This window comes from Micromonospora sp. DT231 (assembly GCF_049847025.1).
Lineage (GTDB): Bacteria > Actinomycetota > Actinomycetes > Mycobacteriales > Micromonosporaceae > Micromonospora.
Genome location: NZ_JBNCNO010000017.1, coordinates 112,199 through 136,520 on the forward strand (window position 1 = coordinate 112,199; position 24,322 = coordinate 136,520).

The 24,322-nt window shown below is 72.4% G+C and carries 23 protein-coding genes, 1 tRNA gene and 2 pseudogenes; 18 read left to right on the top strand and 8 right to left on the bottom strand.

Annotated elements, in window-relative coordinates:
• Positions 1-335 precede the first annotated feature (335 nt).
• From ACPXBU_RS31285 to ACPXBU_RS31310, 6 genes are all read left to right on the top strand, one after another.
• Entirely contained in the window at positions 336-740 is a 405-nt protein-coding gene (locus ACPXBU_RS31285; protein ID WP_425760990.1) for a MarR family winged helix-turn-helix transcriptional regulator, read from the top strand.
• Between the two features lie 51 nt (positions 741-791).
• Positions 792-3,398, top strand: a complete 2,607-nt coding sequence (locus ACPXBU_RS31290; protein ID WP_425760960.1) for a thiamine pyrophosphate-dependent enzyme — start codon at positions 792-794, stop codon at positions 3,396-3,398.
• Between the two features lie 112 nt (positions 3,399-3,510).
• The gene (locus ACPXBU_RS31295; RefSeq protein ID WP_110565654.1) at positions 3,511-3,948 is read left to right on the top strand and encodes a DUF3052 domain-containing protein; all 438 of its coding nucleotides are present in this window, start codon (positions 3,511-3,513) and stop codon (positions 3,946-3,948) included.
• 88 nt (positions 3,949-4,036) lie between these two features.
• Positions 4,037-4,501 (top strand): peroxiredoxin, encoded by a 465-nt coding sequence (locus tag ACPXBU_RS31300; protein ID WP_393363986.1) that lies wholly within the window; start codon positions 4,037-4,039, stop codon positions 4,499-4,501.
• Positions 4,502-4,578: 77 nt separating this feature from the next.
• A tRNA-Val gene (locus ACPXBU_RS31305) sits at positions 4,579-4,650 on the top strand.
• 122 nt (positions 4,651-4,772) lie between these two features.
• Positions 4,773-5,336 (top strand): SUKH-4 family immunity protein, encoded by a 564-nt coding sequence (locus ACPXBU_RS31310; protein ID WP_425760961.1) that lies wholly within the window; start codon positions 4,773-4,775, stop codon positions 5,334-5,336.
• Between the two features lie 254 nt (positions 5,337-5,590).
• Here ACPXBU_RS31310 and ACPXBU_RS31315 read toward each other — a convergent pair whose 3' ends face one another.
• A complete protein-coding gene (locus tag ACPXBU_RS31315) occupies positions 5,591-6,178 on the bottom strand; it encodes a TetR/AcrR family transcriptional regulator (protein ID WP_425760962.1) in 588 nt (195 codons plus the stop codon).
• A gap of 83 nt (positions 6,179-6,261) precedes the next feature.
• On the opposite strand from ACPXBU_RS31315, the gene ACPXBU_RS31320 reads away from it, so the two are divergent.
• Together ACPXBU_RS31320 and ACPXBU_RS31325 are read left to right on the top strand one after the other, a co-directional pair.
• Positions 6,262-6,678 carry a nuclear transport factor 2 family protein gene (locus ACPXBU_RS31320; RefSeq protein WP_425760963.1) on the top strand — a complete coding sequence of 139 codons (417 nt, stop codon included), beginning with the start codon at positions 6,262-6,264 and terminating at the stop codon, positions 6,676-6,678.
• Positions 6,675-6,878: a heavy-metal-associated domain-containing protein gene (locus tag ACPXBU_RS31325; protein WP_425760964.1), complete on the top strand. Its 204-nt coding sequence runs from the start codon at positions 6,675-6,677 to the stop codon at positions 6,876-6,878. The genes ACPXBU_RS31320 and ACPXBU_RS31325 overlap by 4 nt, the downstream gene beginning before the upstream one ends.
• On the opposite strand, the gene ACPXBU_RS31330 is transcribed toward ACPXBU_RS31325, so the two are convergent.
• Positions 6,863-7,303, bottom strand: coding sequence for a hypothetical protein (locus ACPXBU_RS31330; protein ID WP_425760965.1), 441 nt, complete (start codon positions 7,301-7,303; stop codon positions 6,863-6,865). The genes ACPXBU_RS31325 and ACPXBU_RS31330 overlap by 16 nt on opposite strands.
• A gap of 67 nt (positions 7,304-7,370) precedes the next feature.
• Here ACPXBU_RS31330 and ACPXBU_RS31335 point away from each other — a divergent pair, with 67 nt between their 5' ends.
• A complete protein-coding gene (locus ACPXBU_RS31335; RefSeq protein ID WP_393363975.1) occupies positions 7,371-7,922 on the top strand; it encodes a DinB family protein in 552 nt (183 codons plus the stop codon).
• Positions 7,923-7,936: 14 nt separating this feature from the next.
• Here ACPXBU_RS31335 and ACPXBU_RS31340 read toward each other — a convergent pair whose 3' ends face one another.
• From ACPXBU_RS31340 to ACPXBU_RS31355, 4 genes are all read right to left on the bottom strand, one after another.
• Positions 7,937-8,689, bottom strand: a complete 753-nt coding sequence (locus ACPXBU_RS31340; protein WP_425760966.1) for a hypothetical protein — start codon at positions 8,687-8,689, stop codon at positions 7,937-7,939.
• A 32-nt stretch (positions 8,690-8,721) separates the two neighbouring features.
• Positions 8,722-10,113, bottom strand: a complete 1,392-nt coding sequence (locus ACPXBU_RS31345) for a hypothetical protein (RefSeq protein WP_425760967.1) — start codon at positions 10,111-10,113, stop codon at positions 8,722-8,724.
• Positions 10,110-10,613 carry a SigE family RNA polymerase sigma factor gene (locus tag ACPXBU_RS31350; RefSeq protein WP_425760968.1) on the bottom strand — a complete coding sequence of 168 codons (504 nt, stop codon included), beginning with the start codon at positions 10,611-10,613 and terminating at the stop codon, positions 10,110-10,112. The genes ACPXBU_RS31345 and ACPXBU_RS31350 overlap by 4 nt, the downstream gene beginning before the upstream one ends.
• Positions 10,614-10,706: 93 nt before the next feature.
• Positions 10,707-11,447, bottom strand: coding sequence for an SDR family NAD(P)-dependent oxidoreductase (locus tag ACPXBU_RS31355; protein WP_425760969.1), 741 nt, complete (start codon positions 11,445-11,447; stop codon positions 10,707-10,709).
• A gap of 187 nt (positions 11,448-11,634) precedes the next feature.
• On the opposite strand from ACPXBU_RS31355, the gene ACPXBU_RS31360 reads away from it, so the two are divergent.
• Together ACPXBU_RS31360 and ACPXBU_RS31365 are read left to right on the top strand one after the other, a co-directional pair.
• Positions 11,635-12,093: a GNAT family N-acetyltransferase gene (locus ACPXBU_RS31360; RefSeq protein ID WP_425760970.1), complete on the top strand. Its 459-nt coding sequence runs from the start codon at positions 11,635-11,637 to the stop codon at positions 12,091-12,093.
• A gap of 117 nt (positions 12,094-12,210) precedes the next feature.
• Positions 12,211-13,353, top strand: a complete 1,143-nt coding sequence (locus tag ACPXBU_RS31365) for a polysaccharide pyruvyl transferase family protein (protein ID WP_425760971.1) — start codon at positions 12,211-12,213, stop codon at positions 13,351-13,353.
• Between the two features lie 8 nt (positions 13,354-13,361).
• Here ACPXBU_RS31365 and ACPXBU_RS31370 read toward each other — a convergent pair whose 3' ends face one another.
• Complete coding sequence (locus tag ACPXBU_RS31370; protein WP_393363954.1) at positions 13,362-13,568, bottom strand: hypothetical protein; 207 nt, start codon at positions 13,566-13,568, stop codon at positions 13,362-13,364.
• An 83-nt stretch (positions 13,569-13,651) separates the two neighbouring features.
• Between ACPXBU_RS31370 and ACPXBU_RS31375 the strand changes: the two genes are divergently transcribed.
• From ACPXBU_RS31375 to ACPXBU_RS31390, 4 genes and pseudogenes are all read left to right on the top strand, one after another.
• Complete coding sequence (locus tag ACPXBU_RS31375) at positions 13,652-14,170, top strand: DinB family protein (RefSeq protein ID WP_393363951.1); 519 nt, start codon at positions 13,652-13,654, stop codon at positions 14,168-14,170.
• Positions 14,171-14,332: 162 nt separating this feature from the next.
• Positions 14,333-14,815, top strand: a pseudogene (locus ACPXBU_RS31380) (ATP-dependent helicase); the annotation flags it as partial.
• 408 nt (positions 14,816-15,223) lie between these two features.
• Positions 15,224-17,707, top strand: a pseudogene (locus tag ACPXBU_RS31385) (DEAD/DEAH box helicase); the annotation flags it as partial.
• A 97-nt stretch (positions 17,708-17,804) separates the two neighbouring features.
• Positions 17,805-18,707, top strand: a complete 903-nt coding sequence (locus tag ACPXBU_RS31390) for an SWIM zinc finger family protein (protein ID WP_425760972.1) — start codon at positions 17,805-17,807, stop codon at positions 18,705-18,707.
• 4 nt (positions 18,708-18,711) lie between these two features.
• Here the strand turns inward: ACPXBU_RS31390 and ACPXBU_RS31395 are convergent, their stop codons facing one another.
• A complete protein-coding gene (locus ACPXBU_RS31395; protein WP_355028062.1) occupies positions 18,712-18,969 on the bottom strand; it encodes a DUF3040 domain-containing protein in 258 nt (85 codons plus the stop codon).
• Positions 18,970-19,400: 431 nt separating this feature from the next.
• On the opposite strand from ACPXBU_RS31395, the gene ACPXBU_RS31400 reads away from it, so the two are divergent.
• The 3 genes from ACPXBU_RS31400 to ACPXBU_RS31410 are packed head-to-tail and all read left to right on the top strand — an operon-like array spanning position 19,401 to position 24,312.
• Positions 19,401-21,506, top strand: a complete 2,106-nt coding sequence (locus tag ACPXBU_RS31400) for a DUF1800 domain-containing protein (RefSeq protein ID WP_425760973.1) — start codon at positions 19,401-19,403, stop codon at positions 21,504-21,506.
• A gap of 8 nt (positions 21,507-21,514) precedes the next feature.
• On the top strand, positions 21,515-22,897 hold the full coding sequence (locus tag ACPXBU_RS31405; protein ID WP_393363938.1) for a DUF1501 domain-containing protein: 1,383 nt from the start codon (positions 21,515-21,517) through the stop codon (positions 22,895-22,897).
• The gene (locus tag ACPXBU_RS31410) at positions 22,894-24,312 is read left to right on the top strand and encodes a ferredoxin reductase family protein (RefSeq protein WP_425760974.1); all 1,419 of its coding nucleotides are present in this window, start codon (positions 22,894-22,896) and stop codon (positions 24,310-24,312) included. Before ACPXBU_RS31405 ends, ACPXBU_RS31410 begins: the two co-directional genes overlap by 4 nt.
• Positions 24,313-24,322 lie beyond the last annotated feature (10 nt).

Sequence of the window (24,322 nt, forward strand, 5' to 3'; positions counted from 1 at the left end):
TCCGATCTGTGTGACTCTGGGAGCCTCGCGAGCCGCGGTGGCCGACAGGTGACGGCGAGTGGCCCTGCTCGTCGCCGGCAGTCGAACACCGACGACGCTGTCGATTCGTCCTGACCCGCTACGCACCGATCGGCCGTCCGACGGTCCGCCGTCCGACGGGTGATCCGGCCGGCTGGTCCTCGACCGGCGATGCCCGTCCGGCCGGGTGCCCGGACCTGATCGCTGAGCGGCCCGACCGGCGCACTGCGTACGATGTGGCCGTGCCGCAGGAGGTGGGTTCGGCAGCAGGTGGACCGGTGGATCGCGCTGGTCTCGCCGCCGATGTGCTGCGCCGGATGGCCCACGCGAGCGACGTCCTGCGTCACCGGCAGGGCTCCGCGTTCGCCGAGTTGGGGCTCACCCCGGCGACGGCCCGAGCGTTGCGCGAACTGGACCCGGACCACCCGCTGCCCGCCCGTGACCTCGCCGGTCGACTGGGCTGCGACCGGTCGAACGTGACGGTGCTTGTCGACAAGCTGGAGCAGGCCGGGCTGGTCGAGCGTCACACCGACCCGGCGGACCGTCGGCAGAAGACGTTGGTGGTGACCGAGCGGGGACGCGTCGAACGGGACCGGGTGACCGAGGTGATGTCCGACTCCCGACTCCTGTCCGGGCTGACCGATCGGGAGCTGAGCACCCTTCGTGACCTGGTCCGGAAGATGTCCGACGGTGACCGTTCGGAGCCCTGCGTGCCGGAGTGAGTCGACAGGCGCCAGCCGTGTCCCACTGGGCGACAAAGGGTCTCGTCGGTAATGCTGTCCCACGTGACGACCCCGCAAGATCTCGACGACCGGTTCCGGGAGACGCTGGCCGCGCTGCCCGCCGCGGGGCGGCGGCGTGACCCCGCCGACCCGGTCAGCGACGATGCCCCACTGACCGGCGCGCAGGTGCTGGACCTGTTCGACGCGCAGGTGACCAGCCGGCAGCTCGACCTGGCCGGCCGTTGGCTGCGCGGCTTCGGGGAGGGCTTCTACACGATCGGCTCGGCCGGGCACGAGGGCAACGCCGCGGTCGCCGCCGCGCTGCGCCCCACCGATCCGGCGCTGCTGCACTACCGCTCCGGCGCCTTCTACTGCGTCCGCGCCGCGCAGGCTGCCGCCGACCCCGCATCGACCGCCGACCCGCAGCCGCCCGGGTCCGTGCCGCCGGGGTCCGTGCCGCCGGGGTCCGTGCCGCCCGGGTCCGTGCCGCCGGGGTCCGGCCCGCCGGGGTCCGTGCCGCCCGACCCCGAGCGGCCGACCGAGCGGCAGAGCGACCGACCGGCCGAGCGGCTCACCGAGCGCTTGACCGACCCGGGCCGGCCGATCGATCCCGAGCAGCTGACCGACTCCGAGCCGACCGACCTCGAGCCCGCCGGGTCCGAGCCGCCCACCGGCGGGTTCGCGCCGTACGCGGACGCGGCCCGGGACGTGTTGCGCGGGATGGTCGCCTCCAGACAGGAACCGATCGCCGGCGGCCGGCACAAGGTGTTCGGCCGGGCCGATCTGGCCATCGTGCCGACCACCTCCACCATCGCCTCGCACCTGCCCCGCGCGGTCGGGATGGGACTTGCCGTGGAGCGGTTGCGCCGGCTGGACAGCGTCGGGCGGCGTACCGGGGTCGGGGTGCGGGTCGGCAGTGGCGCGGGCGCCGCGGCCGCCCCGTGGCCCCCGGACGCGATCGTGGTGTGCTCCTTCGGCGACGCCTCGGTCAACCACGCCAGCGCCACCGCCGCGTTCAACACGGCCGGCTGGTACGACCACGCCGGGCTGCGCATTCCGGTGCTCTTCGTGTGCGAGGACAACGGGCTGGGCATCAGCGTCCGCTCACCGGAGGGCTGGGTCGAGGCGACCCTGGGGTCCAGGCCGGGCATCCGCTACTTCAGCGCGGACGGGGCCGACCCGGTGCGGACGTACGCGGTGGCGGCGGAGGCCGCGGCCTGGGTGCGCCGTAACCGGCGGCCGGCGGTGCTGCACCTGCGCACGGTACGGCTGATGGGACACGCCGGGGCGGACGCGGAGTCGGCGTACCGTGGCGCGGCCGAGCTGGCCGAGGACCTGGACCGGGACCCGGTGGCCGCCACCGCGCGGCTGCTCGTCGACGCCGGCGTGGCCAGCGGCGAGGAGCTGCTGGCCCGGTACGACGAGACCGGCTGGCAGGTCCGCCGGCTGGCGGAGGAGGTGTTGGGCGAGCCGAAGCTGGCCTCCGCGGCCGACGTGGTGTCGGCGCTGGCGCCCCGCCGTCCGGTGCGGGTGGCGCGGGCCGTGGCCGACGCCGCGGCGCGGGCCGGTGGGCCGGGCGCCGGCGCTCGGGCGGAGGCGTTCGGGGGCAAGCCGCCGGAGCTGGCCGGACCGATGACCCTGGCGCAGAGCATCAACGCGGCGCTCGCCGACGGGATGCTCGACCACCCGCAGATGGCGATCTTCGGCGAGGACGTGGCCGCCAAGGGCGGCGTGTACGGGGTGACGAAGGGCCTGCGGGACCGTTTCGGGGCGGCGCGGGTCTTCGACACGTTGCTCGACGAGACGTCGGTTCTCGGGCTGGGCCTCGGCGCCGGGTTGGCCGGGATGCTGCCGGTGCCGGAGATCCAGTACCTGGCGTACCTGCACAACGCGGAGGACCAACTGCGCGGCGAGGCGGCCACCATGCAGTTCTTCTCGCGGGGGGCGTTCCGCAACCCGATGGTGGTCCGGGTCGCCGGGCTGGCGTACCAGGAGGGGTTCGGCGGGCACTTCCACAACGACAACTCGGTGGCCGTACTCCGGGATGTGCCTGGTCTGGTGGTCGCGGTGCCGGCACGGCCGGACGACGCGGCGCCCATGCTGCGGACCTGCCTGGCCAGCGCGGCGGTGGACGGCAGCGTCTGCGTGTTCGTGGAGCCGATCGCGCTCTACCACACCCGCGATCTGTACGCCGATGGTGACGGGGGGTGGCTGGCCGGCTACCCGGAGCCGGGCGCGTGGGTTTCCGGGCACGTGCCGATCGGCCGGGCCCGGGTCTACGGGGTCGGCTCGGCCGACGACCTGACCATCATCACCTTCGGTAACGGGGTACGGATGTCGCTGCGGGCCGCGGCGGTCCTCGCCGAGGAGGGGGTGGGCACCCGGGTGGTGGACCTGCGCTGGCTGGCGCCGCTGCCGGTGGCCGACATCATCCGGGAGTCCTCGGCGACCGGCCGGGTGCTCGTGGTGGACGAGACGCGCCGCTCCGGCGGGGTGGGTGAGGGGGTCATCGCCGCCCTGGTCGACGCCGGATACGTCGGAGCCGCGCGGCGCGTGGCGGGAGTTGACTCGTTTGTACCATTAGGTCCGGCAGCACGTCATGTTCTGGTCTCCGCGGAAGCCATTACCGACGGTGCCCGTACGCTGCTGGCACGGTAAATTCCGTTCCACCCGGTGCGCCACTTGCGCGCGGACGCACAAGTGTGTGGACTTTGCCTGACGGCGTCGCGACGACGCCGCGAGCAGGGACGAGATGAGGAGGCACGCGACAGTGAGCGCGACCGCTGGTCAGGCCGCCGACGGGGTACGCAGCCTGGCGGACCGGTTCGGGATCGAACCGGGGATGGTCGTCATGGAGATGGGGTACGACGACGACGTCGACCAGGATCTCCGGGACGCCCTGACCGACCGCTGTGGAGAGCTGGTCGACGAGGACACCGACGAGGTGGTCGACGCGGTGCTGGTTTGGTACCGCGACGGCGACGGTGACCTTTTCGAACTTCTCGTCGATGCCCTCGGCCCGCTGGCCGACAACGGGGTCGTGTGGCTCCTCACCCCGAAGGCGGGGCGTGACGGGCACGTCGAGCCGAGCGAGGTCGCGGAGTCCGCGCCCACCGCCGGCCTTCAGCAGACCTCGACCGTCAACGCCGGCCGGGACTGGAGCGGCGCACGTCTGGTGCTGCGCCGAGGGGCCAAGGCCAAGAAGTAGCCCGCGCAGCTTCGCCGGCCCGGCGGTCCGCACCGTCGGGTGGCAGGCTGGCGCCGTTTCCCCGACTCGACCCCCGAGGAGATCACGCATGCCCATCGAGGTTGGTGCCGAGGCACCGGACTTCGTCCTGAAGGACCAGAACAACCAGGAGGTCCGACTCTCGGACTTCCGGGGCAGGCGCTCCGTCCTGCTGGTCTTCTACCCGCTCGCCTTCACCGGCACCTGCCAGGGTGAGCTGTGCGAGGTGCGGGACAACCTCGACGCGTACGTGAACGACGACGTCCAGGTGTTGACGGTCAGCGTCGACTCGGTCTACAGCCACAAGATCTGGGCCGACCGGGAGGGCTACCAGTTCCCCATGCTCGCCGACTTCTGGCCGCACGGTGGCGTCGCCCAGGCGTACGGGGTCTTCAACGACGTCGCCGGCATCGCCAACCGGGGCACCTTCGTCATCGACAAGGCCGGCGTGGTCCGCTTCGCCGAGATGAACGGGCCGGGCGAGGCCCGCGACCAGCAGGGCTGGCGCAAGGCCATCGCCGACGTCACCGGCTGACCGGAGTACGCCGTGCGCCGGGCCCGGCGGCGAGCAAGGTAAGCTTGCCAGCCACCGGCCCGCCGCACGGGCGATCCGGGCGCGTAGCTCAGTGGGAGAGCACTCGCCTTACAAGCGAGGGGTCGCAGGTTCGAAACCTGCCGCGCCCACCCTTCACCACAAGCGGAAACCGCCCCGAGAGAATCGTTCCTCGGGGCGGTGACAGCAACGGCGTCTACGAGAGCTTCCTGCCGAGCGTCCCGAGCGCCTGTCGCATCGCGTCGAGGTTGGCATGGGGCGCTTGGAAGCTACCCTCGTCGGTGTGCCCGTTAGTGATCATCCGTTGCCTCCCGCCTTCGAAGCGGTCACGGCCTGGGCTGGTACCGGGCGGGTGGTGCGTGCTACCGAGCGGGACGTGGCGAGGTGGCTGCTTCCCGAGCCGCAGAAGGCCGCGCTGATCTCCAGTGGTGTACCGCTGATCGATGACCTCGTCGGCGCGGTGTCGTTCCACCCGGAGCCGACGACGTACCGGATGGCGTACTCCGACGACCCGCGCTGGGTGTACCGTGCCGCGCCGGGGACCGGCGAGGTGCGAATATGGTCGCCGGACGGCAGCGCCGGGTTCGTCAACTCGACGATCATCCACTGGCTGTGTTCGCTGCACCTGGTTGGTACCTGGCTGACCAGCTCGACCGTCATCGACCGCTGGGACGAGGACAGAGAGGCCGAAGAGCAGGCGCTCGCCGAGATCGCCGACCTGTTGACACGCATCAGGGACCTTGACCCGCCCGCGTTCGGGGACGGCGACCACGCAACCCACTACTGGCCCGGAGTGCTCGACCGGTGGCTCTACTGATCGACGCAGACATCGCCTCCCCCCGCTATCAGCGTGCGGGGGTGTCGCGCATCAGGTGGATTCCGCTCGCTGTCCACCCCCGGGGCACTCCTCGGGCGGGGCGTAGGCGCGGATGGTGCCGTTGTGCCGCGCGACTTCTCCCTCAGCGGTGAGGGCTACCAGGCGTTTGCAGACGGGGCACCGGCCCCGTTGGTGCTGCGTCACCGTGCCTCCCCGGGTCGGCCGTTGCGCGTCACATTAGCGCCTACCCATGGTCATCCGCCGGGTCGCAACAGCTTGGTCAGGACGGTACGCAGCGCGTCGGCGGCCTCGGCCCGGGGCATCCGGCCGGCGTCGACCTCCTCGCCCACGGTATGGCCGATCTTGATGGTGATCGCGGTGAGCCACCCGGCCGGGAGTCCATTGTCGAACTCGCCGCTCGCCTGTCCGCGCCGGATCACTCGGTTGATCCGATCGGCGACCGGCGCGTGGCGTTCCTCGTCGACCTGCGGACTTGCCGGCAGTGACGCGATCTGCTGGATCAGGACCGGATAGCGTCCGGCGGTCTGTGCACCGGCTTCGAGGACGCGGAACAGCGCGTCGGTGGCGGATCCGTTGTCCGGCTCGGCGGCGTCCATCGCGGCGACGGCCTCGTCGGTGATCCGCCGGACGACGGCCGCCATCAGGTGCTCGCGGGAAGGGAAGTGGGCGTAGACGGTCTGCCGGGTGACGCCGGCGGCGCCGGCGATGGCGTCGAGGCTGGCGTCCGGCTGCGCGTCGAGCACTCGGATCGCCGCGTCGAGGATGGCACTGCTGTTGCGCCGGGCGTCGGCGCGTCGCCTGTGGTCCGGTGAACCACTCATCTTTTACACCTTGCCAAAGTTTTCGGAGATCGATATTTTACAAGCCGTAAAGGTTCGCTGGTTTACGAGCTGACGGTGGTGACATGGGCGGTCTCGATGGCATCAGCCCGAAGGAGTTCATCGCGAACTTCTTCACCTCTTTCATGAGCGAGCTGGTTCGCGGCGACGAGGACCCGGCGACGGTCGTGGACCGCTATCACACGCCCGACATTGTGCAGGTCGCCGACGGGCACCTGATGGACCGCGCCAAGCTCATCGCGCACACCCGCCCGGCCCGCAAGCACCAGACCGGCGCCCGGTGGGAGGTGCACGAGGCGATCGCCGACGGGGACCGGATCGCCGCCCGCTACACCCTGCACTTCCAGACCTCCAAGCGGGAGGGCAGTGTGGACGTCTACTTCTTCGGGCAGTTCGCTGCCGACGGGCGGATGCGCCGGGCGCACATGCTCACCCGCGCCGTCCCCGTCCCGGCCGGCGACCCGGGGCAGTTGCCGGCATGACCGTCAGCAGCTATCGCGTGATCGGCATGGCCTGCGGGCACTGTGCGGGCTTCGTCACCGAGCAGATCGAACGGATTCCCGGTGTCACCGCCGTGTCGGTGGACGTCGAATCCGACACCGCCACGGTGACGAGCGTCCGACCTCTCGACATCGCCGAGGTACGGGCCGCAGTCGAGGAAGCCGGTTACGAACTGCCCTGACGTCCGGCCGGGGTCTCGTCCCGAGCGACGAGCGCGAAGTGATGCGCGGACTCGACGGCTGCGGCCAGATGGAGGCTGGTGACGGGCGACTCCGCCAGCGGTGGGGTGTCACGGTGAACCGCGAAGCGGGTCCGCACCAGCGTGTCGTCCGGGCCCGCCTCGTCGATGTCCACCAACTCGGGAGGCGTGCCTGGTCGACCGCTGCCGGAGGCGGTCCAGCGGTACCGCAACTCCAACTCGTCGTCCCCTGTGCAATTCCAGCTCAACTGGCTCACCGAAGCGCCACCAGCGGCGTTGGCCCACGCGCTCCAGCCGGTGCCGTCACTGCGGAGGCACACCCAGCTCGACTCCAACGCCCCGTAGTCATACGGGCCGCTGTCCCACAGCCCGACGAGGATCTCGTCCGGCATCGCCCGTGGCCTCACACCGGGAATCCTAAAGGCGTCGACGCGGGATGGACCGGCCCTGGTCGGCTCGTTAGCCTCGACCACCATGACCAACGCGGACGAGCACGGTCACCCCGAGCCGCCGATCGCGGGCGATGAGACCGCCACCCTGTTGGGTTCCCTGGACCGCCAGCGCGCGACTCTCGCCTGGAAGACAGGTGGGCTCGACGCCGACGGTCTGCGGGCGACGCTCGGCCCGTCGTCGATCACCCTGGGTGGGCTGCTCAAGCACCTGGCCTTCGTCGAGGACCTCTACTTCTCGCTGAAGCTGGCCGGGCGCTCACCCGGGCCACCCTGGGAGACTGTCGACTGGGCCGCGAACCCCGGCTGGGAATGGCACTCCGCCGCCGAGGACACCCCGGAGCAGCTCTACACACTCTGGCGGGAGGCGGTGGCCCGTTCCCGCGCCACCGTCGCCGACCTGCTGACCGACGCCGGGCCGGAGCAGTTGGCTCGCGGCGAGTGGCCGGACGGTCGCGTGCCGAGCCTGCGCCGGGTCCTCGTCGACCTCATCGAGGAGTACGCCCGGCACGTCGGTCACGCCGACCTGATCCGGGAGTCGGTGGACGGGCTCACCGGCGAGGATCCGCCCCGCTGAGGGTGCGGACGATGTCACGTCAGTGCGGCGTGCAGCCGATCCAGCTCGCCTGGGGTGCCGATGGCCGTGCGGTGCTCGGGGTGCTCCACGTACTGCCGAATCGTGTTCGCGAGGAACCCCGGGTCCACGTGCAGTCGTCCGGCCGCCAGCGGATACGGGTAGGGCGGCTTGCCCGGCACCGGGTGCACCCGCAGCAGGGGGATGTTCGCGGCCTTCCGGGGCGGGGGAGGCGGTCCGCCGGGAACCAGGCGATCCCACGGTAGGAAGGTCCGACTGACAAGGCCCTGTGCCGTGATGCCATCGGGGTTCAGGGTGAGGCGTGGCCGGTTCAGCAGCAGGGTGAGCGCGATACCGCCCAGGACGACGGCCGGGACAGCGATGGCCAGCGCCAGCACCCCCGGTATCTGGACGAGTTGTGCGCGATCCTCGCCGGCAATCCGCTCGGTCTGTACGAAGGCCGCCGCGACCCAGCCGAGGACCATCGCCCAGGGGCCCATCCACCGCGGGCTCGCCGGCGCGACGAAGCGGTTCCGCTCCGCGTCCACCTGCCAGGTCGCGGGCCGCCGGTAGCTCCTGGTCAACAGGCGGTAGCCGACCCACGGCACCAGGAGCGTGCCGGACAGGACGACCACCCACGTCAGGAAGGCGACGCCCTTCGGATCGATCTGCCAGGTCAGGGGCTTGAACCACAGCTCGGCGCAGACCCGCAGGGCGAACGCGGCCACGGCGAAGGGCCAGACCAGCAGGCGCGCCGCGCGAAGGGGCATGGTCGGCACCGTAGGCGGTCCAGTCAAGCGCCTCACCTGCCAGATCGGCGCGCCCGTCTGACCCGCCGATCGTCGCGCCACAGCGCGATCCGTTGGCGGCCCGCGTACAGCACGCCCACGGTGACAAGCGCCGTGAGGAGTCCGGACCAGAGCCAGAACCGGCCACCCACCCCGCCGGGTGGTCGCGCCTCCCGGATGCGTCCGCCGCGGATCACCTGGTCGGCGACGTCGACGGCGACCACCTGGTCCGGTGCGGTCAGGACGGTTCGTGGCGCGGTGGCGTCGGGTGTCAGGGCCAGCACCCGCACGGTGCGTACCTGTTGGTCGCTCGTGGCCGGCGGGTTCGTCTGCTCCTCCAGCGGTGGCTCGGGGGCGAGGGGCTCCGGCTCGTAGGCCGCCACGAGCGCCGACCCGTCCGGCGCCCAGCCGAGCAGCCGGATGGCGACGACCCCGGACACCGCGGGCAGGCGAAGTGGCCCGACGTCGCGGCCGGTGGTGGGATCGACCTGGCGCAGGGTCCACTCGTCGGTCTCGGGACGGCGGGTGGCCAGGGTCAGCGCGGCGCCGTCGGGACGCCACGCGCCCTTGCCGGCCAGCCAGGTCTCGGCGGGCAGGGCGAACGAGGACTGCTCCCGGCCGTCCAGGTCGGTCACCGCGACCGTGCGGCCGTACTGGTAGGCGAGCCGGCCCGGCGCGGCGGCGACGACCGCGCCGACGTGCGCCTCCTCGGCGGTGGCGGCCAGCCTGGTCCATCGCCGGTCGCCAACCGTCACCGCGCTCAGCACCGTGGTGTACGTGGCCCCGGGGAACGCGACCGGCACGTCGTCGCGGACCACGAGCGACAGGCCGTCGGCGGACCAGCCGACAGGTGAGCTCCACACACTGCGGTCGACCGGCGACGTCAGCCGCCGGGTCCGGCCGGTGACCAGGTCGACGACGTCGACGCCCGGATCGTCCTGGTCTCCATGCGGACGGGCCAGGTGTCGGCCGTCCGGGGAGAGGTGGACCGACTCGCCCGCCAACGACTCCCCGCCCATCCGCATGATCCGGTAGCTGTCGGAGTCCGCGTCGACCACACCGACGGTGTTCACGTCGTTCCACCCGTGCAGACGCGGTGCCGGGCCGTCGAAGATGACCGAGGCGGGACCGAGCCGGGGGCGGTCGGTGACGTGCAGCGTGCCGATCGGGGGCAGGGCGATCCGGTCGGGCAGCGCGGCATCCGCGGTGGCGGCCGGCTCGGGTGCCTGGGTACGCGTCAACGGCAGCGCCACACCGGCCACCACGAGCACGAGCAGCGCCCCGGTGGCGGCGGCCAGCCGACGCCGACGGTCGCGGCGGGCGGTGGCGAGGGCCCGCTCGTACACCTGGTAGGCCGGCACGTCCTCGGCGGTGGACCGGAGGGCGGCGCGGAGTCGGGCGGTCATCGGGTGCTCCTCTCCGCCGCGGCGTCGACAAGCTCGGGAGCGATCGCCCGCAGCCGCCGCAGGCCGTCGTGGCCGTGCCGCTTCACGGTGCCGATCGAGCAGCCCAGCACCTCGGCGACCTGGGCCTCGGTCAGATCCTCGTAGTAGCGCAGCACGATCACCGCCCGTTGGCGTGGGCTGAGCTGGCCCAACGCCGCGTTCAGCGTCACTCGCAGCGTCGTCGCCTCGCTGTGGTCCACGTCGGCCTGCTCGGCGGGTTCCGCCTCCAACCGCTCGGCGAGCCGCCGACGCCGCCACCAGGAGACCTGCTGGTGGTACATGACCCGCCGCACGTACGCCTCGGGGTTGCCGTCGCGAACGCGCCGCCAGTGCCGGTAGGTCCGGGCCAGGGCGGTCTGCACCAGGTCCTCGGCGAGCTGGTGGTCACCCGTGAGCAGGTACGCGGTCCGCGACAGAGCCGGCGAACGGTGCACCACGAACTCGTGGAACGACTCGACCATGCCCACCCCCTCGCCCAGGAGAAACGCCTCCCATCCGAAGAATGGTTGAGGTCGGGCGGCGCCCGGGTGTGCGGAGGACGCCGCCCGGGATCCTCAGCTCGTGAAGCCGCCGTCCACATTGATCACCGCACCGGTCACGTACCCGGCCTCGGGGCTGGCCAGGTGCGCGACGGTGGCGGCGATGTCGGCGGGGCGAGCGTAGCGGCCGACGGCGGTGAAGCCGCTGATGGCCGCCGCGTTCGGTCCGTCCGCCGGGTTGGCGTCCGTGTCCGTCGGGCCGGGATTTACCAGGTTGACGGTGATGTCCCGGGGGCCCAGCTCCCGGGCCAGGCCCCGGGTCAACCCGACCAGCGCGGTCTTGCTCATCGAGTAGAGCGCCAACCCGGGAAAGACGGCCCGTTCACCGACGTTGCTGCCGATGCTGATGATCCGTCCGCCCTCGCCCAGGTGTCGCAGCGCGGCCTGCACGGCGACGTACGGGGCCCGGATGTTCACCGCGATCGTCTGCTCGACCTCGGCTGTGCCCAGTTCGTCCACGGCGCCGACCAGGAAGACCGCCGCGTTGTTCACCAGGATGTCCAGCCGACCCAGGTCGGCGGCCGCCCGGTCGACCGCGTCCCGCACGGCGCCCGGGTCGGCGCCGTCGGCCCGGACGGCCAGCGCCCGCCGGCCCAGCGCCTCGATCTGCCGCACCACTGTCGCGGCCCGCTCCGCGTCCTGTCGGTAGGTGAGCGCCACGTCGGCGCCGTCCTGCGCCAGGCGCAGGGCGATGCCGGCCCCGATGCCGCGGGAGCCACCGGTCACCAGGGCGACCTTGTCGTTGAGTGTCGTCATGCCAACGATCATGTGGCCGTGCCGACCTTCCGGTCTGGCGGCAATCGGACCCCTCGTTCCCACCCTCAGGTCCGATATCCGCGCGCTCGCCCACCGGTGAACCCGGTGGCGTAACCGGGTCGGATCTGCTGCACTCGGCACCGTCGACGACGGAGGGGAGGATTCGGTGGAGTTGACGCTGACACCGATGACGGAGCAGGACCTGACCCGGCTGCTGGTGCCCCTGGAGGAGGAGTACGCCGATGACCTGGTCGCGCACCGGGGGTTGACCCCGGAGGCGGCCTTCGAGCGGTCGGTCAGCCAGATCCAGGGGTCGCTGCCGGCGGGCGCGACGACCGAGCGGACGCTGCTGCGGCTGGGCCGGGTCGACGACGCCGAGGTCGGTTGGATCTGGGTGACCCTGCCGACGCCGGACGCCCCGAGGCACGCCTGGATCCAGAACATCGAGGTGCACCCCGCGTACCGGGGACGCGGCTACGCACGTCGGATGATCCAACTCATCGAGGCCGAACTCGCCCAGCTCGAGGTGCCCGAGCTGGGCCTGAACGTCTTCGGTACGAACGCCGTCGCGATCGGGCTCTACCGGAGTCTGGGCTTCGAGGTGACCTCCCAGCAGATGGCGAAGCGGATCGCCCCGGCGGGCTGAGCGGATCGCCCCGGCGGGCTGAACCGGACGTCGCCGGCCCAGGACGGTCTCCCCGCCAGGACTGTTCACCTGCCCAGCGGGAAAACGGCGCGGACCGCACCTGGGGAGGAGCGACGGATGACGCACGGTGCCGGACTGACGATCGGTGTGCTGGGCTCGTACGGTGGGCGAAACCTCGGCGACGAGGCGATCCTCACCGGCCTGCTCACCGATCTGCGTACGCAGGAACCAAACGCCCGGATCATCGTGTTCTCCCGTAACCCCGAGCACACGCGGGCCGCCCACCCGGACGTCGAGGCGGTGCCCTGGGAGGGCGTCAGCCGCACCGACTCCGCCCTGGTGCTGGCCCAGCTCGACCTGCTCATCCTGGGCGGCGGCGGCATCCTCTACGACCGGGAGGCCCGCCGCTACCTGCGGGTGGTCCGGGTCGCCCAGGAGCGCGGCCTGCCCCTGATCACGTACGCCGTGGGGGTCGGGCCGCTCAGCGACGCGGTGGACACCGGCATGGTCCGGGAGACGCTCTCCGGCGCGACCCAGGTGACGGTTCGTGACCAGGAGTCCCGGATGGTGCTGGAGGAGGCCGGTCTGCTCAACCCGATCACGGTCACCGCCGACCCGGCGTTCCTCCTGCAACCCGAGGACTTCCCGGCCCACCTGCTCGCCGAGGAGGGCGTGCCGGTCGGTAAGCGGCTGGTCGGGATCAGCGTGCGGGAGCCGGGCCGGGCCGCCGAGCGGCTCGATGTGGACGGCTACCACCGGCTGCTCGCCCAGATCGGCGACTTCCTGGTGCACCGGATCGACGCGTACGTGCTGTTCGTGCCGATGGAACGCGACGACATCCGGCACGCCCACGGGGTGCTCTCCCACATGGTCGCCGCCGACCACGGTCGGATCCTGCACGGCACCTACACGCCGCAGCAGGTGCTCGGACTGATGCGCCACTTCGACCTGGCCGTCGGCATGCGACTGCACTTCCTGATCTTCGCGGCGATGGTCGGCACACCGTTCCTGCCCCTGCCGTACGCCGGCAAGGTCTTCGACCTGGCCCAGCGGCTCGGTGTGCCGGCGCTACGCGGCGTGGAACGGGAGGTCGAGGGGCCGCTGCTGGCCGAGGTCGACCGGCTGTGGGACGAGCGGGAGCAACGCGCGGAGGCCACCGCGCGACGGGTGGCGGAGGTGTGCGAGCAGGCGCGGGGCACCTCGGAGGTCACCCGCGGCGTGTTGGAGGGCCTGCGCAGCCACGCTCTCACCCGGGTCTGAGTGGGCGTTCACACCGCGGGGCCGGTCCACCGGTAGCGCCACTCGTCGGCCTCGTCGTGCGCGGTCTCCAGCTCGTAGATCTGTGCCTGGGCCAGCCCACCCGAGCCGAGGTGGTGGTGGGTCAGCGGCGGGCGGCCGTTGCTGTCCAGTTCGACGGTGATGGTCTGCCCGTCCGCCGCGCCGCCGACGAGAAGGATTCGCACGGATGAAGCCATGCGCCCATCCTGCCCGTCGTGCCGCCCGGCCGCAGGGGATAGCGGGGCAGCGGGGCGACCCGACCCGTGACTAGGGTCGGCGGATGGAGCAGACGATCGATCCGACGCTCGGCCCGGTGCTCGCGCGTACCGGCGACGAGCGCGCCGTACTGGACTCGTTCCTCGACTTCCACCGGGGTGTGTTGCTGCGCAAACTGCGCGGTCTCTCCGATGCCGACGCGGGCCGACGGCTGGTGCCCTCGGCGACCACTCTCGCCGGGTTGGTCAAGCACCTGACCCTGGTCGAGCGGAACTGGTTCCCGACCCTGCTGGCCCCCGAGCCGGGCGACGTCTACCTCACCTCGGAGGAAGACGCGGTGGCGAGCTTCACCCTCGACGACCAGGACACCGTCGCCGGGCTCACCGAGGCGTACGAGCGGGCCTGCGCACGGTCGCGGGCGATCGCCGCCCGCTTCGACCTCGACCACGTGGTGCCGCACCCGCAGCTCGGTGAGGTGTCGCTGCGCTGGATCCTGGTGCACCTGATCGAGGAGACGGCCCGCCACGTCGGGCACGCCGACATCCTGCGCGAGCTGACCGACGGCGAGTCCGGCGCGATCTGAACCCCGCCGCCCCGCGATCTTGCACTTTCTGTCGCGGCATAAGGGGCATACAGCGCAGATCGTCGACAGAAAGTGCAAGATCGCGCGACGGGTGCGCCGGGGTGCGCCGGGGCCGCGCCGGGGCCGCCTATCCTGGGCGCGGGCGGCGACGAGGGGGAGCAGGTGCTGGTCATCCACGGGCTGTGGCTGCCCGGCGACGGCTCGACCGGCGGTCTCGCCGTCTGGGCCGAGGACAGCGCCGCGCCACAGGCGCCGACCCGATCCGGCCGACCACCCCGGGAACGCCCGCACCCCTTCGCCGCCGGGCACGCCGACCTGGCCGCCGTCCTCGGCGACGCCGCCGAGCCGACCCGCCCGGGCACCGCGCTGCTCACCCTGCCCACCCGGGCTGGCGCGCCGACCGACTCACCCGAGCTGATCCGGACCGCCGTCGCACCCCCGGCCCGCAGCCGGCTCACCCTGGCCGGGTGGCGGGTCCCCGTCCTCGTGTACGCCCCGGACGACGCGCTGCCGCTGCTACGCGCCCTGGACGAACTGCCGGCGGTGCCCGGAGGCACCCTGCGCCACCTCGCCGAACTGGCCGACTTCGCCGCTGACCTGGTCACCCGGGGCCGGTTGCTTCCCGGCGTCGCCGCGACGGCGGGGAGCACCACGCCGGCGAGCGTGACCGCGCCGGCTGTCCCGTCGGCGAGCGTGACCGCGCCGGCTGTCCCGTCGGCGAGCGTGACCGCGCCGGCTGTCCCGTCGGCGAGCGGAGCGGCGGCGAACGGGACGCCGCCGAGCGCCGCCCCGGCGGGCAGGACGGCGGCGGTGAGCGCGGCGGCGGTCAGTGGCACTGCCGTCGGGGCTTCGTCGGGCGCTTCCGCGCAGGTGTCGGCGCGTGCGATCTGGCGACCGCTGTTGACCGGCACCGACGCCGCCTGGGCACGGTCGCTGGCGTTGGCCCTGCCGCCAGCCGCCCGAGCCGCCCTGGACCCCGCCCTGTTCAACCCCGCCGGTGCCGGTGCCGTGGCCAGCGGTTCGGGCGGGAGTGAGCTGACCGCGGCCGAGGTGGTGGCGGATGCGCTCGACGCGCTGACCGACGCCGCCGCGCGCGCCGCTCTGGCGACCACCACCCTGGCCCGGGGACTGCGGCCGGGTGGCCCGGCGCCGGCCTGGTTGGCGGCGCTCGCCGGCCCGCAGCGGGACTTCACGGTCGACCCCACGGCGTTGACCACGCTGCGCGACGAGTTGGACGCCTGGCAGCGGGACGCCGCCGGCGGCCCGGTGCGGGCCAGTTTCCGGCTGGTGGAGCCCGCTCCGGACGAGGTCACCGAACCGATCCTGGCCACCCGACCGGCACCGGCCGACATCGTGCCGGTCGAGTCGGTCGGTGGCGGGCGTTGGCGGCTGGAGTTCGGGTTGCAGGCGGCGGACGAACCCGGCCTGCACGTCGACGCCGGGGAGGTCTGGCGGGCGCCGCAGACCCTCGGCGGCCTGGCCGGCCGGACGACCAGCCCGCAGGAGACACTGCTCGCGGAGCTGGGCCGGGCCAGCCGGCTCTGGCCGGACCTGGACGCCGCGCTGCGGACCGCCGCCCCCGAGGCGATGGACCTCGACGTGGAGGGGGCGCACCGGTTCCTCAGCGAGGGCGCCTCGGTGCTGCACGCGGCCGGGTTCGGGGTGCTGTTGCCGTCCTGGTGGCAGCGCCGGTCGGCGCGGCTCGGCGCCCGGCTGCGCGCGCGCAGCCGTACCGCGCCCGGCACGGTCGGTGGCACCGAGGCGGGTGTCGGTCTGGACGCCCTGGTCGACTACCGCTGGGAGATCGCCCTCGGTGAGCATCCGCTGTCCGCCGAGGAGTTGGCCGCGCTGGCCGAGATGAAGACCCCGCTGGTGCGGCTACGCGGCCGGTGGGTCGAGTTGGACCCGGGACGGCTCGCCGCCGGTCTGCGTCTGCTCCGCTCGACGGGCGAGCTGAGCGTCGCCGACCTGCTCCGCCTCGGGCTGGCCGACGGCGAGGCCGCCGGGGCGCTGCCGGTGCTGGAGGTGAGCGCCGACGGGGCGCTCGGCGACCTGCTCGCCGGGGCGGTCGAGCGCCGGCTCACCCCGCTGGACCCGCCGCCGGGTTTCCAGGGGACGCTGCGGCCGTACCAACAGCGCGGCCTTGCCTGGCTGGCGTTCCTGCGCTCGCTCGGCCTGGGTGGAGTGCTCGCCGACGACATGGGGCTGGGCAAGACCGTGCAGTTGCTCGCACTGCTCGCCGGGGATCCGCCGGAGGCCGGGCCGACGCTGCTGGTCTGTCCGATGTCGCTGGTCGGCAACTGGCAGCGGGAGGCGGCACGGTTCACCCCGGGGCTGCGGGTGCACGTACACCATGGGGCGGAACGGGCGCGTGGGGCCGAGTTCACCGCGGCCGCGCACGGCGCGGACCTGGTCCTGACCACCTACTCGGTGGCGGCCCGCGATGCCGTCGACCTGGCCGGCATCGACTGGCACCGGGTGGTGGTGGACGAGGCGCAGGCGATCAAGAACGCGTCGACCCGGCAGGCCGAGGCGGTCCGCGCGTTGCCCGCCCGGCAGCGGGTGGCGGTGACCGGTACGCCTGTGGAGAACCGCCTCGCCGACCTGTGGTCGATCATGCAGTTCGCCAACCCGGGGCTGCTCGGGCCGGCGGCGACGTTCCGCAAGCGGTTCGCCGAGCCGATCGAACGGCACGGCGACGCCGAGGCCGCCGAGCGGCTGCGCCGGATCACCGGGCCGTTCGTGTTGCGCCGACTCAAGACCGACTCGTCGATCATCTCGGATCTGCCGGAGAAGCTCGAGATGGAGGTGGTCTGCAACCTGACCGCCGAGCAGGCCGCCCTGTACCGGGTGGTGGTCGACGACATGCTGGCCCGGATCGAGACGAGCGACGGCATCGAGCGACGCGGCCTGGTGCTGGCCACCATGACCCGGCTCAAGCAGGTCTGCAACCACCCGGCCCAACTGCTGCGCGACGGCTCGCCGCTGGAGGGCCGCTCCGGCAAGCTGGCCCGGCTGACCGAGATCATGGAGGAGGTGTTGGCGGCGGGGGAGCGGGCGCTGCTGTTCACCCAGTACGCCGAGTTCGGCGCGATGCTGCGCGGGCACCTGTCGGCACGGTTCGGCCGGGAGGTGCTGTTCCTGCACGGCGGCCTCGGCAAGGCCGAACGGGACGCCATGGTGCAGCGCTTCCAGTCCGCGGACGGCCCGCCGCTGTTCGTCCTCTCCCTCAAGGCCGGCGGCACCGGGCTCACCCTGACCGCCGCCAACCACGTGGTGCACGTGGACCGGTGGTGGAACCCGGCGGTCGAGGACCAGGCCACCGACCGGGCGTTCCGGATCGGGCAGCGTCGACGGGTGCAGGTCCGCAAGTTCGTCTGCGCCGGCACCGTGGAGGAGAAGGTGGCCGCGATGATCGCGGACAAGCGCAACCTCGCCGAGCGGGTGGTCGGCACCGGCGAGCAGTGGATCACCGAGCTGTCCACCGGCCAGTTGCGGGACCTGTTCGCCCTGGAGGCCGGGGCGGTGGTGGAGTGAGCGAGCGGAGCGCCGGCGTGAGCGAGCGGAGCGAGCGAACCATCAGGCACAGCAGCGTTGTGCCTCACGTCGGCGCGCAGCGCAGCGGAGCGCCGGCGTGAGCGACTTCGCCGACTACGGGCGCCCCCGGCGGGTCGACGGGGGCCTGCGGGCGCGCAGCGCCCGGGGTGCGATCGGCCGCTCCTGGTGGTCGCGGCGTTTCCTGGAGGTGCTGGAGTCGTTCGCGCTCGGCACCCGGCTGACCCGTGGCCGGTCGTACGCGCGGGCCGGTCAGGTGCTCAGCCTCGACATCGCGCCCGGACGGGTCAGCGCGGTGGTGCAGGGCTCCCGGCCGCAGCCGTACCAGGTGTCCATCGGGCTGAAGCCGTTCCCGGCCGCGCTCTGGTCCCGCGTCGAGGCGGAGCTGGCCGGTCAGGCGTTCTTCAGCGCCCGGCTGCTCGCCGGGGACCTCCCCGACGAGTTGGAGGAGCTGTTCGTCGCCGCTGGCGCGCCGCTCTTCCCGGCCGGCGTGGACGAGCTGACCCAGCGGTGCAACTGCCCCGACTTCGCGGTGCCGTGCAAGCACCTCGCGGCGACGTTCTACCTGCTGGCCGAGGCGTTCGACGCGGACCCGTTCGAGCTGCTGCACTGGCGCGGACGGTCCCGTGCCGAGTTGCTCGACGAACTGCGCGCCCGGCGGGTCGAGGCCACCGGAGCCGTCCTGCCCCCCGCGCCGACCGGTCCACCCTCCGAACCGGACGGTCCGGAGTCGACGGTGGACGTCCCGGCGCCCGTCGGCGCGGCCCGTGCGTTGGCCGGGCTGCCGGCGACCCCGCTCGCCGAAACCGCGGACCGGTTCTGGATGCCGCCGGTGCCGCTGCCCGACCGGCCACCGCGACTGGCGACCGGCCCCGACCTCCTGCTGCGCCAGCTCGGCGCGCCAGCGCCGGCCATCGGTGGGCCGGGACTGCTCGAACGGTTGCGCCGCGCGTACCGGGCGTTCGGCCCGGCCGACCGGTGAGCCGTCACGTCCACCGGCGGCGGAACCGCCACATGATCGCGGCGTTGGCCACCAGCACCACCGCGCAGATCGCGCCGGTCAACCGACCGGCGAACACGGCTATCGCCGGCAGCGACGCCCACAGCACGATCGTCAACAACATCAGGTAACGGCCCCTGCGGGCCCGAGCCCGGTGGTCCAACCGGGCGAAGAAGGCCGGGTCACTCTCCCGGAGCTGACGGGTGATCTGGTCGAACCTGCGCTGATCCTCTTTGCTGAGCATGGCGCTGCCTTCCCCTCACGCGTTCAGCGGTTCGGCGGCATACCCGCTGCTGCGGCGGCTCACGCTCACCCGCTGCTGCTACTTTTCCGGCACGCGAGGTCACCTCATGTCCGGCTTACCCAAACCTTAAGTTTGTCTGTGGTGGTGAACGGAGTGGAACGTGCCGCGTGTGGCCGCGCGGTCCGGTCTGTACCCGGCTGCCGCGCGTACGCCCTGCTGGGAAGGTCCGCGCGCGTCCGCCGCCCGCCGCCGGCCCGCGGTATCGCACTGAGCGCTGTCTTAAGTGCCCTCGCAAGGGTGTTCGGCCCACCTTGAAGGCACCTGAGCGCTTGGTTACCTTGCCGTAGCAACCCCCTCAGGCAACAGTCGCCGTACCTGCCGCACCTGCCCGGTCGCAGCTTCCGGCGCTCATCAGAAATCGGGATTGGTACATGGCCGACCAGAATGTGCCACCACGTCGACCGCGGGACGACCGCGGTTGGGACGGACGCCAGCACCACACCGCGGACGGCTACGGCGACCCCAGCGCGTCCGCGCCCTACGGGTACGACTCGCCCCACCCCTACCAGGGCGGCTACCCCGCGCAGGCCGACCCGCGCGGGCAGTACGGCGACGGTTACGCCCACGCCGGACAGCCCGCCCCCGGCCCGCGCGGCCCACAGTGGGTCGGCCCGGAGGGTCTCGGTCGGCCGGCGCCGGCACGACCGGCCGGTGCCGGACTGCCCGCCCTGGACGATGACGACACCTCGGGTGGCAAGGTCGGCCGGCGCAAGGCCATGGTCGCCCTCGGTGGCACCGCCGCCGTCGTCGCCGGTGGCGCGGCGCTCGCCATGACCCCGCAGATCCGTGGCCTCTTCGCCGACGAGTCGGCGGCGGCTGCCGGCGACGCGACCGGCAGCACGGTGACCGACGGCACCGCGGCGCGGCCCAGCGGCCAGCAGCCCAGCACGGTGCGTACGTACACCGAGCAGAACGAGAGCTACATGGGCTCCCGGGCCGGCGAGGCGCTGAAGAAGAACGCGCCCACCACCGGACGGACCCTGTCCGGTCCCGCCGCCGCCGCTTCGGCGACGAAGGTGACAGTCAAGACGGTGCTGGACAAGGACCCGATCCTGCACCTGGCCCGGCGCGCCACCTTCGGGCCGACGCCCGCGGTGATCGCCGACATCAAGAGCCAGGGCATCGACGCCTGGATCCGCGCCCAGTTGGAGCCGGACAAGATCGAGCCGAGCAAGGCCGAGATCAAGCTCGCCGAGCTGCCCACCCTGAAGCTCGACCCCCAGCAGTTGCGCGCCCAGCGGGACCAGCTCAACGACCAGGGCGCCCAGCCGGAGCGCGAGATGGTCGACGCCACGATCGCCCGGCAGATCTGGTCCAAGCGCCAGCTGTTCGAGGTGATGGTCGACTTCTGGAACGACTTCCTGCACGTCGCCGCCGACTTCGACGGCGGCGAGCCCTACCGCAACTCGTTCGACCAGGACGTCGTACGCAAGTACGCGCTGAGCAGCTACCCGGAGATGCTTGTCGCCGCGAACAAGCACCCCGCGCTGCTGATCTACCTGAACCAGAAGGACTCCCGCAAGGACGCGATCAACGAGAACCTCGCCCGGGAGAACCTCGAGCTCTACTCGGTCGGCGTCGACGGTGGTTACGGGGAGCAGGACGTCCGGCAGGCGGCGATGCTGCAGACCGGCCGCGGGATCGACAGGGACGGCAAGTACGTCTTCAAGCCCGAGCAGCACTACGTCGGCAAGGTGAAGATCCTCGGCTTCACCCACGCCAACGACTCCGCCGACGCGAAGAAGGCCGACGCGGCGATCGACGCGTACATCGCCTACATCGCGCTGCACCCGTCGACGGCGAAGTACGTGGCGCAGAGCCTGGCGACCCGGTTCGTCTCGGACACCCCGCCGAAGTCCCTGGTGGACCGGCTGGCCAAGACGTACACCACCAACAACGGCCTGATCAAGCCGGTGCTGATGGCGCTGTTCAGCTCCTCCGAGTTCTGGGCCGGTGTGGGCCAGAAGGTGCGCCGGCCGATGGAGTACCTGGTCGCCACGTACCGCACCCTGGGTGTCTCGCCGGACGCGTCGCCGAAGCACAACAACGGCGACAACAAGCGCACCCCGTACGCGCGGGGCCTGCGGCAGATCCACGACAAGCTGCGCGAGCTGGGCCACTATCCGATGGGTCAGCCCACCCCGGACGGCTACCCGGATGTCTACGTCGCCTGGACGTCGGCCGGCACCATGGTCAACGGCTGGAACGAGGCGGGCGAGGTCATCGCCGGCTACCGCACCGCCTTCACGTACACGGCGCCGGAGAAGCTCATCGCCGCGCCGCCGGCCACCGCCGGGGCGTACGTGGACGCGCTCTCCCAGCGGCTGGTGGGTCAGAAGCTGAGCGCGCGGGAGAAGAACCTGATCCTCGGTGTGGCCGGTGTGCCGGCGACTGCCAAGGTCGACGCCACGTTCAACGGGGCCATCACCGCCGTCGCGCGGGCGATCCTCGCTTCCCCCCAGCACCACCTCCGGTGAGGCACCCGATGGAGAAGACTGTGTACAACTCTTTCCCCCTGCACCCCGAATGCCCCGACGTGCGACGGCTGGCCGACAACCCGGCCGAGGCGTTGCTGCGCGCGGAGGCCGACATCGTCGCCGCCGAGAGCGCCGCCGAGCGGGACCGCTACCGCACCCTGGAGAACCTGGAGGAGGCGCAGCAGGACGGTCGTGGCGTCACCCGCCGGACCTTCGTCGCGGGTGCCGCGGCCACCGCCACCGCCCTGGCCACCGCCCAGTTCGTCACCACGTCGGCGTCGTTCGCGGCGACCCCGACCGGCACCCTGATCCACGTCTTCCTCTACGGCGGCCTGGACGGGCTGAGCCTCGTCGCACCGGACAACGACGCCGTGCTCGCCAAGGCCCGCCCCGACCTGCTGCTCGGCAACGACTCGCTCGCCCTGGACCGCGGCTTCAAGCTGACCAGCGCGTTCAAGCCGTTGGAGAAGTGGCTCACGGCCGGTCAACTGGGCTTCGTCCCGGGGACCTCGGACCCGCGGCTGTCGCGCAGCCACTTCCAGGCCGCGGACGCCTGCAACCTGGGTGGCCTGCCCAACGAGACCGGCGGCCGGGGCTGGCTCGACGGTCTCGTCGACCACCTGGGCAAGGGCACCGCGTTCCGGAGCGTCGGCATCGGCAGCACGCTGCCCCGCTCACTTGTGGGCACCAACGGCGCGCTGTCGCTGAACAACGTGGGATCGCTGCGGCTCAACGGCGACCAGAAGTACCGGGCCGCCACCGAGGCGGCCATCAAGGGGCTCTTCACCGGGATCAACCATCCCGTGGAGGAGGCCGTGCAGGAGGGCATGGGCGCGCTGGCCACCGCCCAGCAGTTGGCCGCCAAGCCGTACGAGCCCGTCGAGGGCGTCAAGTACGAGGGCGTCGGCAACGCGTTCAAGCAACTCGCCCAGCTCATCAAGGGCGGCGCGAACGTCCGGGTCGCCACCGTCGGAATGGGCGGCTACGACACCCACGAGAACCAGGGCACCGCCCCGGGCGGCCAACTGCACCGCCGGTTGAACGAGCTGGCCAGCGCGATGGCGGCCTTCTTCACCGACCTCGGCCCGCAGTCCGCCGACGTGACGATCATGGTGTCCAGCGAGTTCGGTCGCCGGGTCGGCTCCAACACCGGCGGCACCGACCACGGGCACGGTGGCGTGGTCACGATCCTCTCCGGCAAGAAGCTGGCCGGTTCGCTGCTCGGCACCTGGAACGGCCTGGACAAGCTGGACTCCGGCGACGTGCCGGAGAACAACAACATGTTCAACGTGTACGGCGCGGTGGCCCAGGGCCGGTTCGGGCTCACCAACGCGGAGGTCGAGAAGGTCTTCCCCCGCCAGAAGTACGCCCCGATGAAGCTGTACGCGTGACGTACCCGCACACCCACGCCGCCGGCCGTCGTACCGGGACCTCGTCCCGGCACGGCGGCCGGTCGGCTGCGCCCGTACCCCCGCAGGTCCCGGACCGGCGCGGACCCGGCGGCCGGCGACTGCTGGCCCTGCTGCTCCTGGTCGGCCTGCTCGCCAGCGTGCTGCCGTGGTGGCTGGGCACCCCCGCCAATTCGCTGCGCAGCACGGCGGCCACCATCACCGCGGCCGGCCGGATCACCGGCCTGATCGCCGGATACCTGCTGCTGGTGCAGGTGCTGATGATGAGCCGGCTGCCGGTGCTGGAGCGGTGGATCGGCGGCGAGCAGATCGCCCGCTGGCACCGCGACGTCGGCGCGACCCTGCTGGTCGCCGTGCTGGCGCACCTGTCGCTGATCCTCGTCGGATACGCGGACCTGCGGAACCAGTCGATCCTCGCCGAGGTCGGCACGCTGCTCGGCGACTACGAGGACATGGTCTCGGCGTTCGTCGCCGCGGGCATCATGATGCTCGTCGGGCTCAGCAGCATCCGGGCGATCCGCCGGGCGCTGCCCTACGAGCTGTGGCACCTGCTGCACCTGTCCAGCTACGTGATCCTGCTGCTCGGCTTCGGCCACCAGTTCACCCACGGCGCACAGTTGTACAAGCCCGGTCCGGTCCGCACCGGCTGGATCGCGCTCTACGTGCTTGTCGTCGCCGCCCTGCTCTGGGGTCGGGTGCTCGCGCCGTTGACGTTCAACCTGCGTTACCGACTGCGGGTCGCGGACGTGGTCGCCGAGAACCCCGACACCATCTCCATCTATCTCACCGGCGAACGGCTCGGCCGGCTGACGATGCTCGGCGGCCAGTACTTCCGCTGGCGCTTCCTCACCCGGGGCTGCTGGTGGCAGTCGCACCCGTTCTCCGTCTCCGCCGCCGCGAACGGTCGCTGGTTGCGGCTCACCGTCAAGGTCGTCGGCGCGCACACCGCGGACCTGCGCGACCTGACCCCGGGCACCCGGGTCTGGGCGGAGGGCCCGTCGGGCACGTTCACGGCCGCGCACCGGGTCCGCGAGCGGGCCCTGCTGATCGCGGGCGGCAGCGGCATCACGCCGATCCGGGCGATGCTGGAGGAGCTGCCGCCGGGCGCGGCCCTGATCTACCGGGCCCGTACGCCCGCCGACGTGCTGCTCAGCCGTGAGCTGGACTGGCTGGCGCAGGAGCGCGACACCTCGGTCTGGTACGTCATCGGCTCCCGCGACGACCCCGGCCCCCGGCAGCTGATGAGCCCGGACGGGTTGCGGCAACTGGTGCCCGACGTGGCCCGGCGCGACGTCTACCTGTGTGGGCCACCCGGCCTGGTGGAGCAGTCGGTCCGCGCGCTGCGCCGCGCCGGCGTGCCCCGACGGCAGATCCACCTGGCCACGTTCGAGTTGTAGGAAGGCATCC

Coding starts and splice junctions, on each gene's coding strand:
- ACPXBU_RS31285 (WP_425760990.1), top strand. CDS start 336: ATGGCCCACGCGAGCGACGTCCTGCGTCACCGGCAGGGCTCCGCGTTC.
- ACPXBU_RS31290 (WP_425760960.1), top strand. CDS start 792: ATGCTGTCCCACGTGACGACCCCGCAAGATCTCGACGACCGGTTCCGG.
- ACPXBU_RS31300 (WP_393363986.1), top strand. CDS start 4,037: ATGCCCATCGAGGTTGGTGCCGAGGCACCGGACTTCGTCCTGAAGGAC.
- ACPXBU_RS31310 (WP_425760961.1), top strand. CDS start 4,773: ATGGGGCGCTTGGAAGCTACCCTCGTCGGTGTGCCCGTTAGTGATCAT.
- ACPXBU_RS31315 (WP_425760962.1), bottom strand. CDS start 6,178: ATGAGTGGTTCACCGGACCACAGGCGACGCGCCGACGCCCGGCGCAAC.
- ACPXBU_RS31320 (WP_425760963.1), top strand. CDS start 6,262: ATGGGCGGTCTCGATGGCATCAGCCCGAAGGAGTTCATCGCGAACTTC.
- ACPXBU_RS31325 (WP_425760964.1), top strand. CDS start 6,675: ATGACCGTCAGCAGCTATCGCGTGATCGGCATGGCCTGCGGGCACTGT.
- ACPXBU_RS31335 (WP_393363975.1), top strand. CDS start 7,371: ATGACCAACGCGGACGAGCACGGTCACCCCGAGCCGCCGATCGCGGGC.
- ACPXBU_RS31340 (WP_425760966.1), bottom strand. CDS start 8,689: ATGCCCCTTCGCGCGGCGCGCCTGCTGGTCTGGCCCTTCGCCGTGGCC.
- ACPXBU_RS31345 (WP_425760967.1), bottom strand. CDS start 10,113: ATGACCGCCCGACTCCGCGCCGCCCTCCGGTCCACCGCCGAGGACGTG.
- ACPXBU_RS31350 (WP_425760968.1), bottom strand. CDS start 10,613: ATGGTCGAGTCGTTCCACGAGTTCGTGGTGCACCGTTCGCCGGCTCTG.
- ACPXBU_RS31355 (WP_425760969.1), bottom strand. CDS start 11,447: ATGACGACACTCAACGACAAGGTCGCCCTGGTGACCGGTGGCTCCCGC.
- ACPXBU_RS31360 (WP_425760970.1), top strand. CDS start 11,635: ATGACGGAGCAGGACCTGACCCGGCTGCTGGTGCCCCTGGAGGAGGAG.
- ACPXBU_RS31365 (WP_425760971.1), top strand. CDS start 12,211: ATGACGCACGGTGCCGGACTGACGATCGGTGTGCTGGGCTCGTACGGT.
- ACPXBU_RS31370 (WP_393363954.1), bottom strand. CDS start 13,568: ATGGCTTCATCCGTGCGAATCCTTCTCGTCGGCGGCGCGGCGGACGGG.
- ACPXBU_RS31375 (WP_393363951.1), top strand. CDS start 13,652: ATGGAGCAGACGATCGATCCGACGCTCGGCCCGGTGCTCGCGCGTACC.
- ACPXBU_RS31395 (WP_355028062.1), bottom strand. CDS start 18,969: ATGCTCAGCAAAGAGGATCAGCGCAGGTTCGACCAGATCACCCGTCAG.
- ACPXBU_RS31400 (WP_425760973.1), top strand. CDS start 19,401: ATGGCCGACCAGAATGTGCCACCACGTCGACCGCGGGACGACCGCGGT.
- ACPXBU_RS31405 (WP_393363938.1), top strand. CDS start 21,515: ATGGAGAAGACTGTGTACAACTCTTTCCCCCTGCACCCCGAATGCCCC.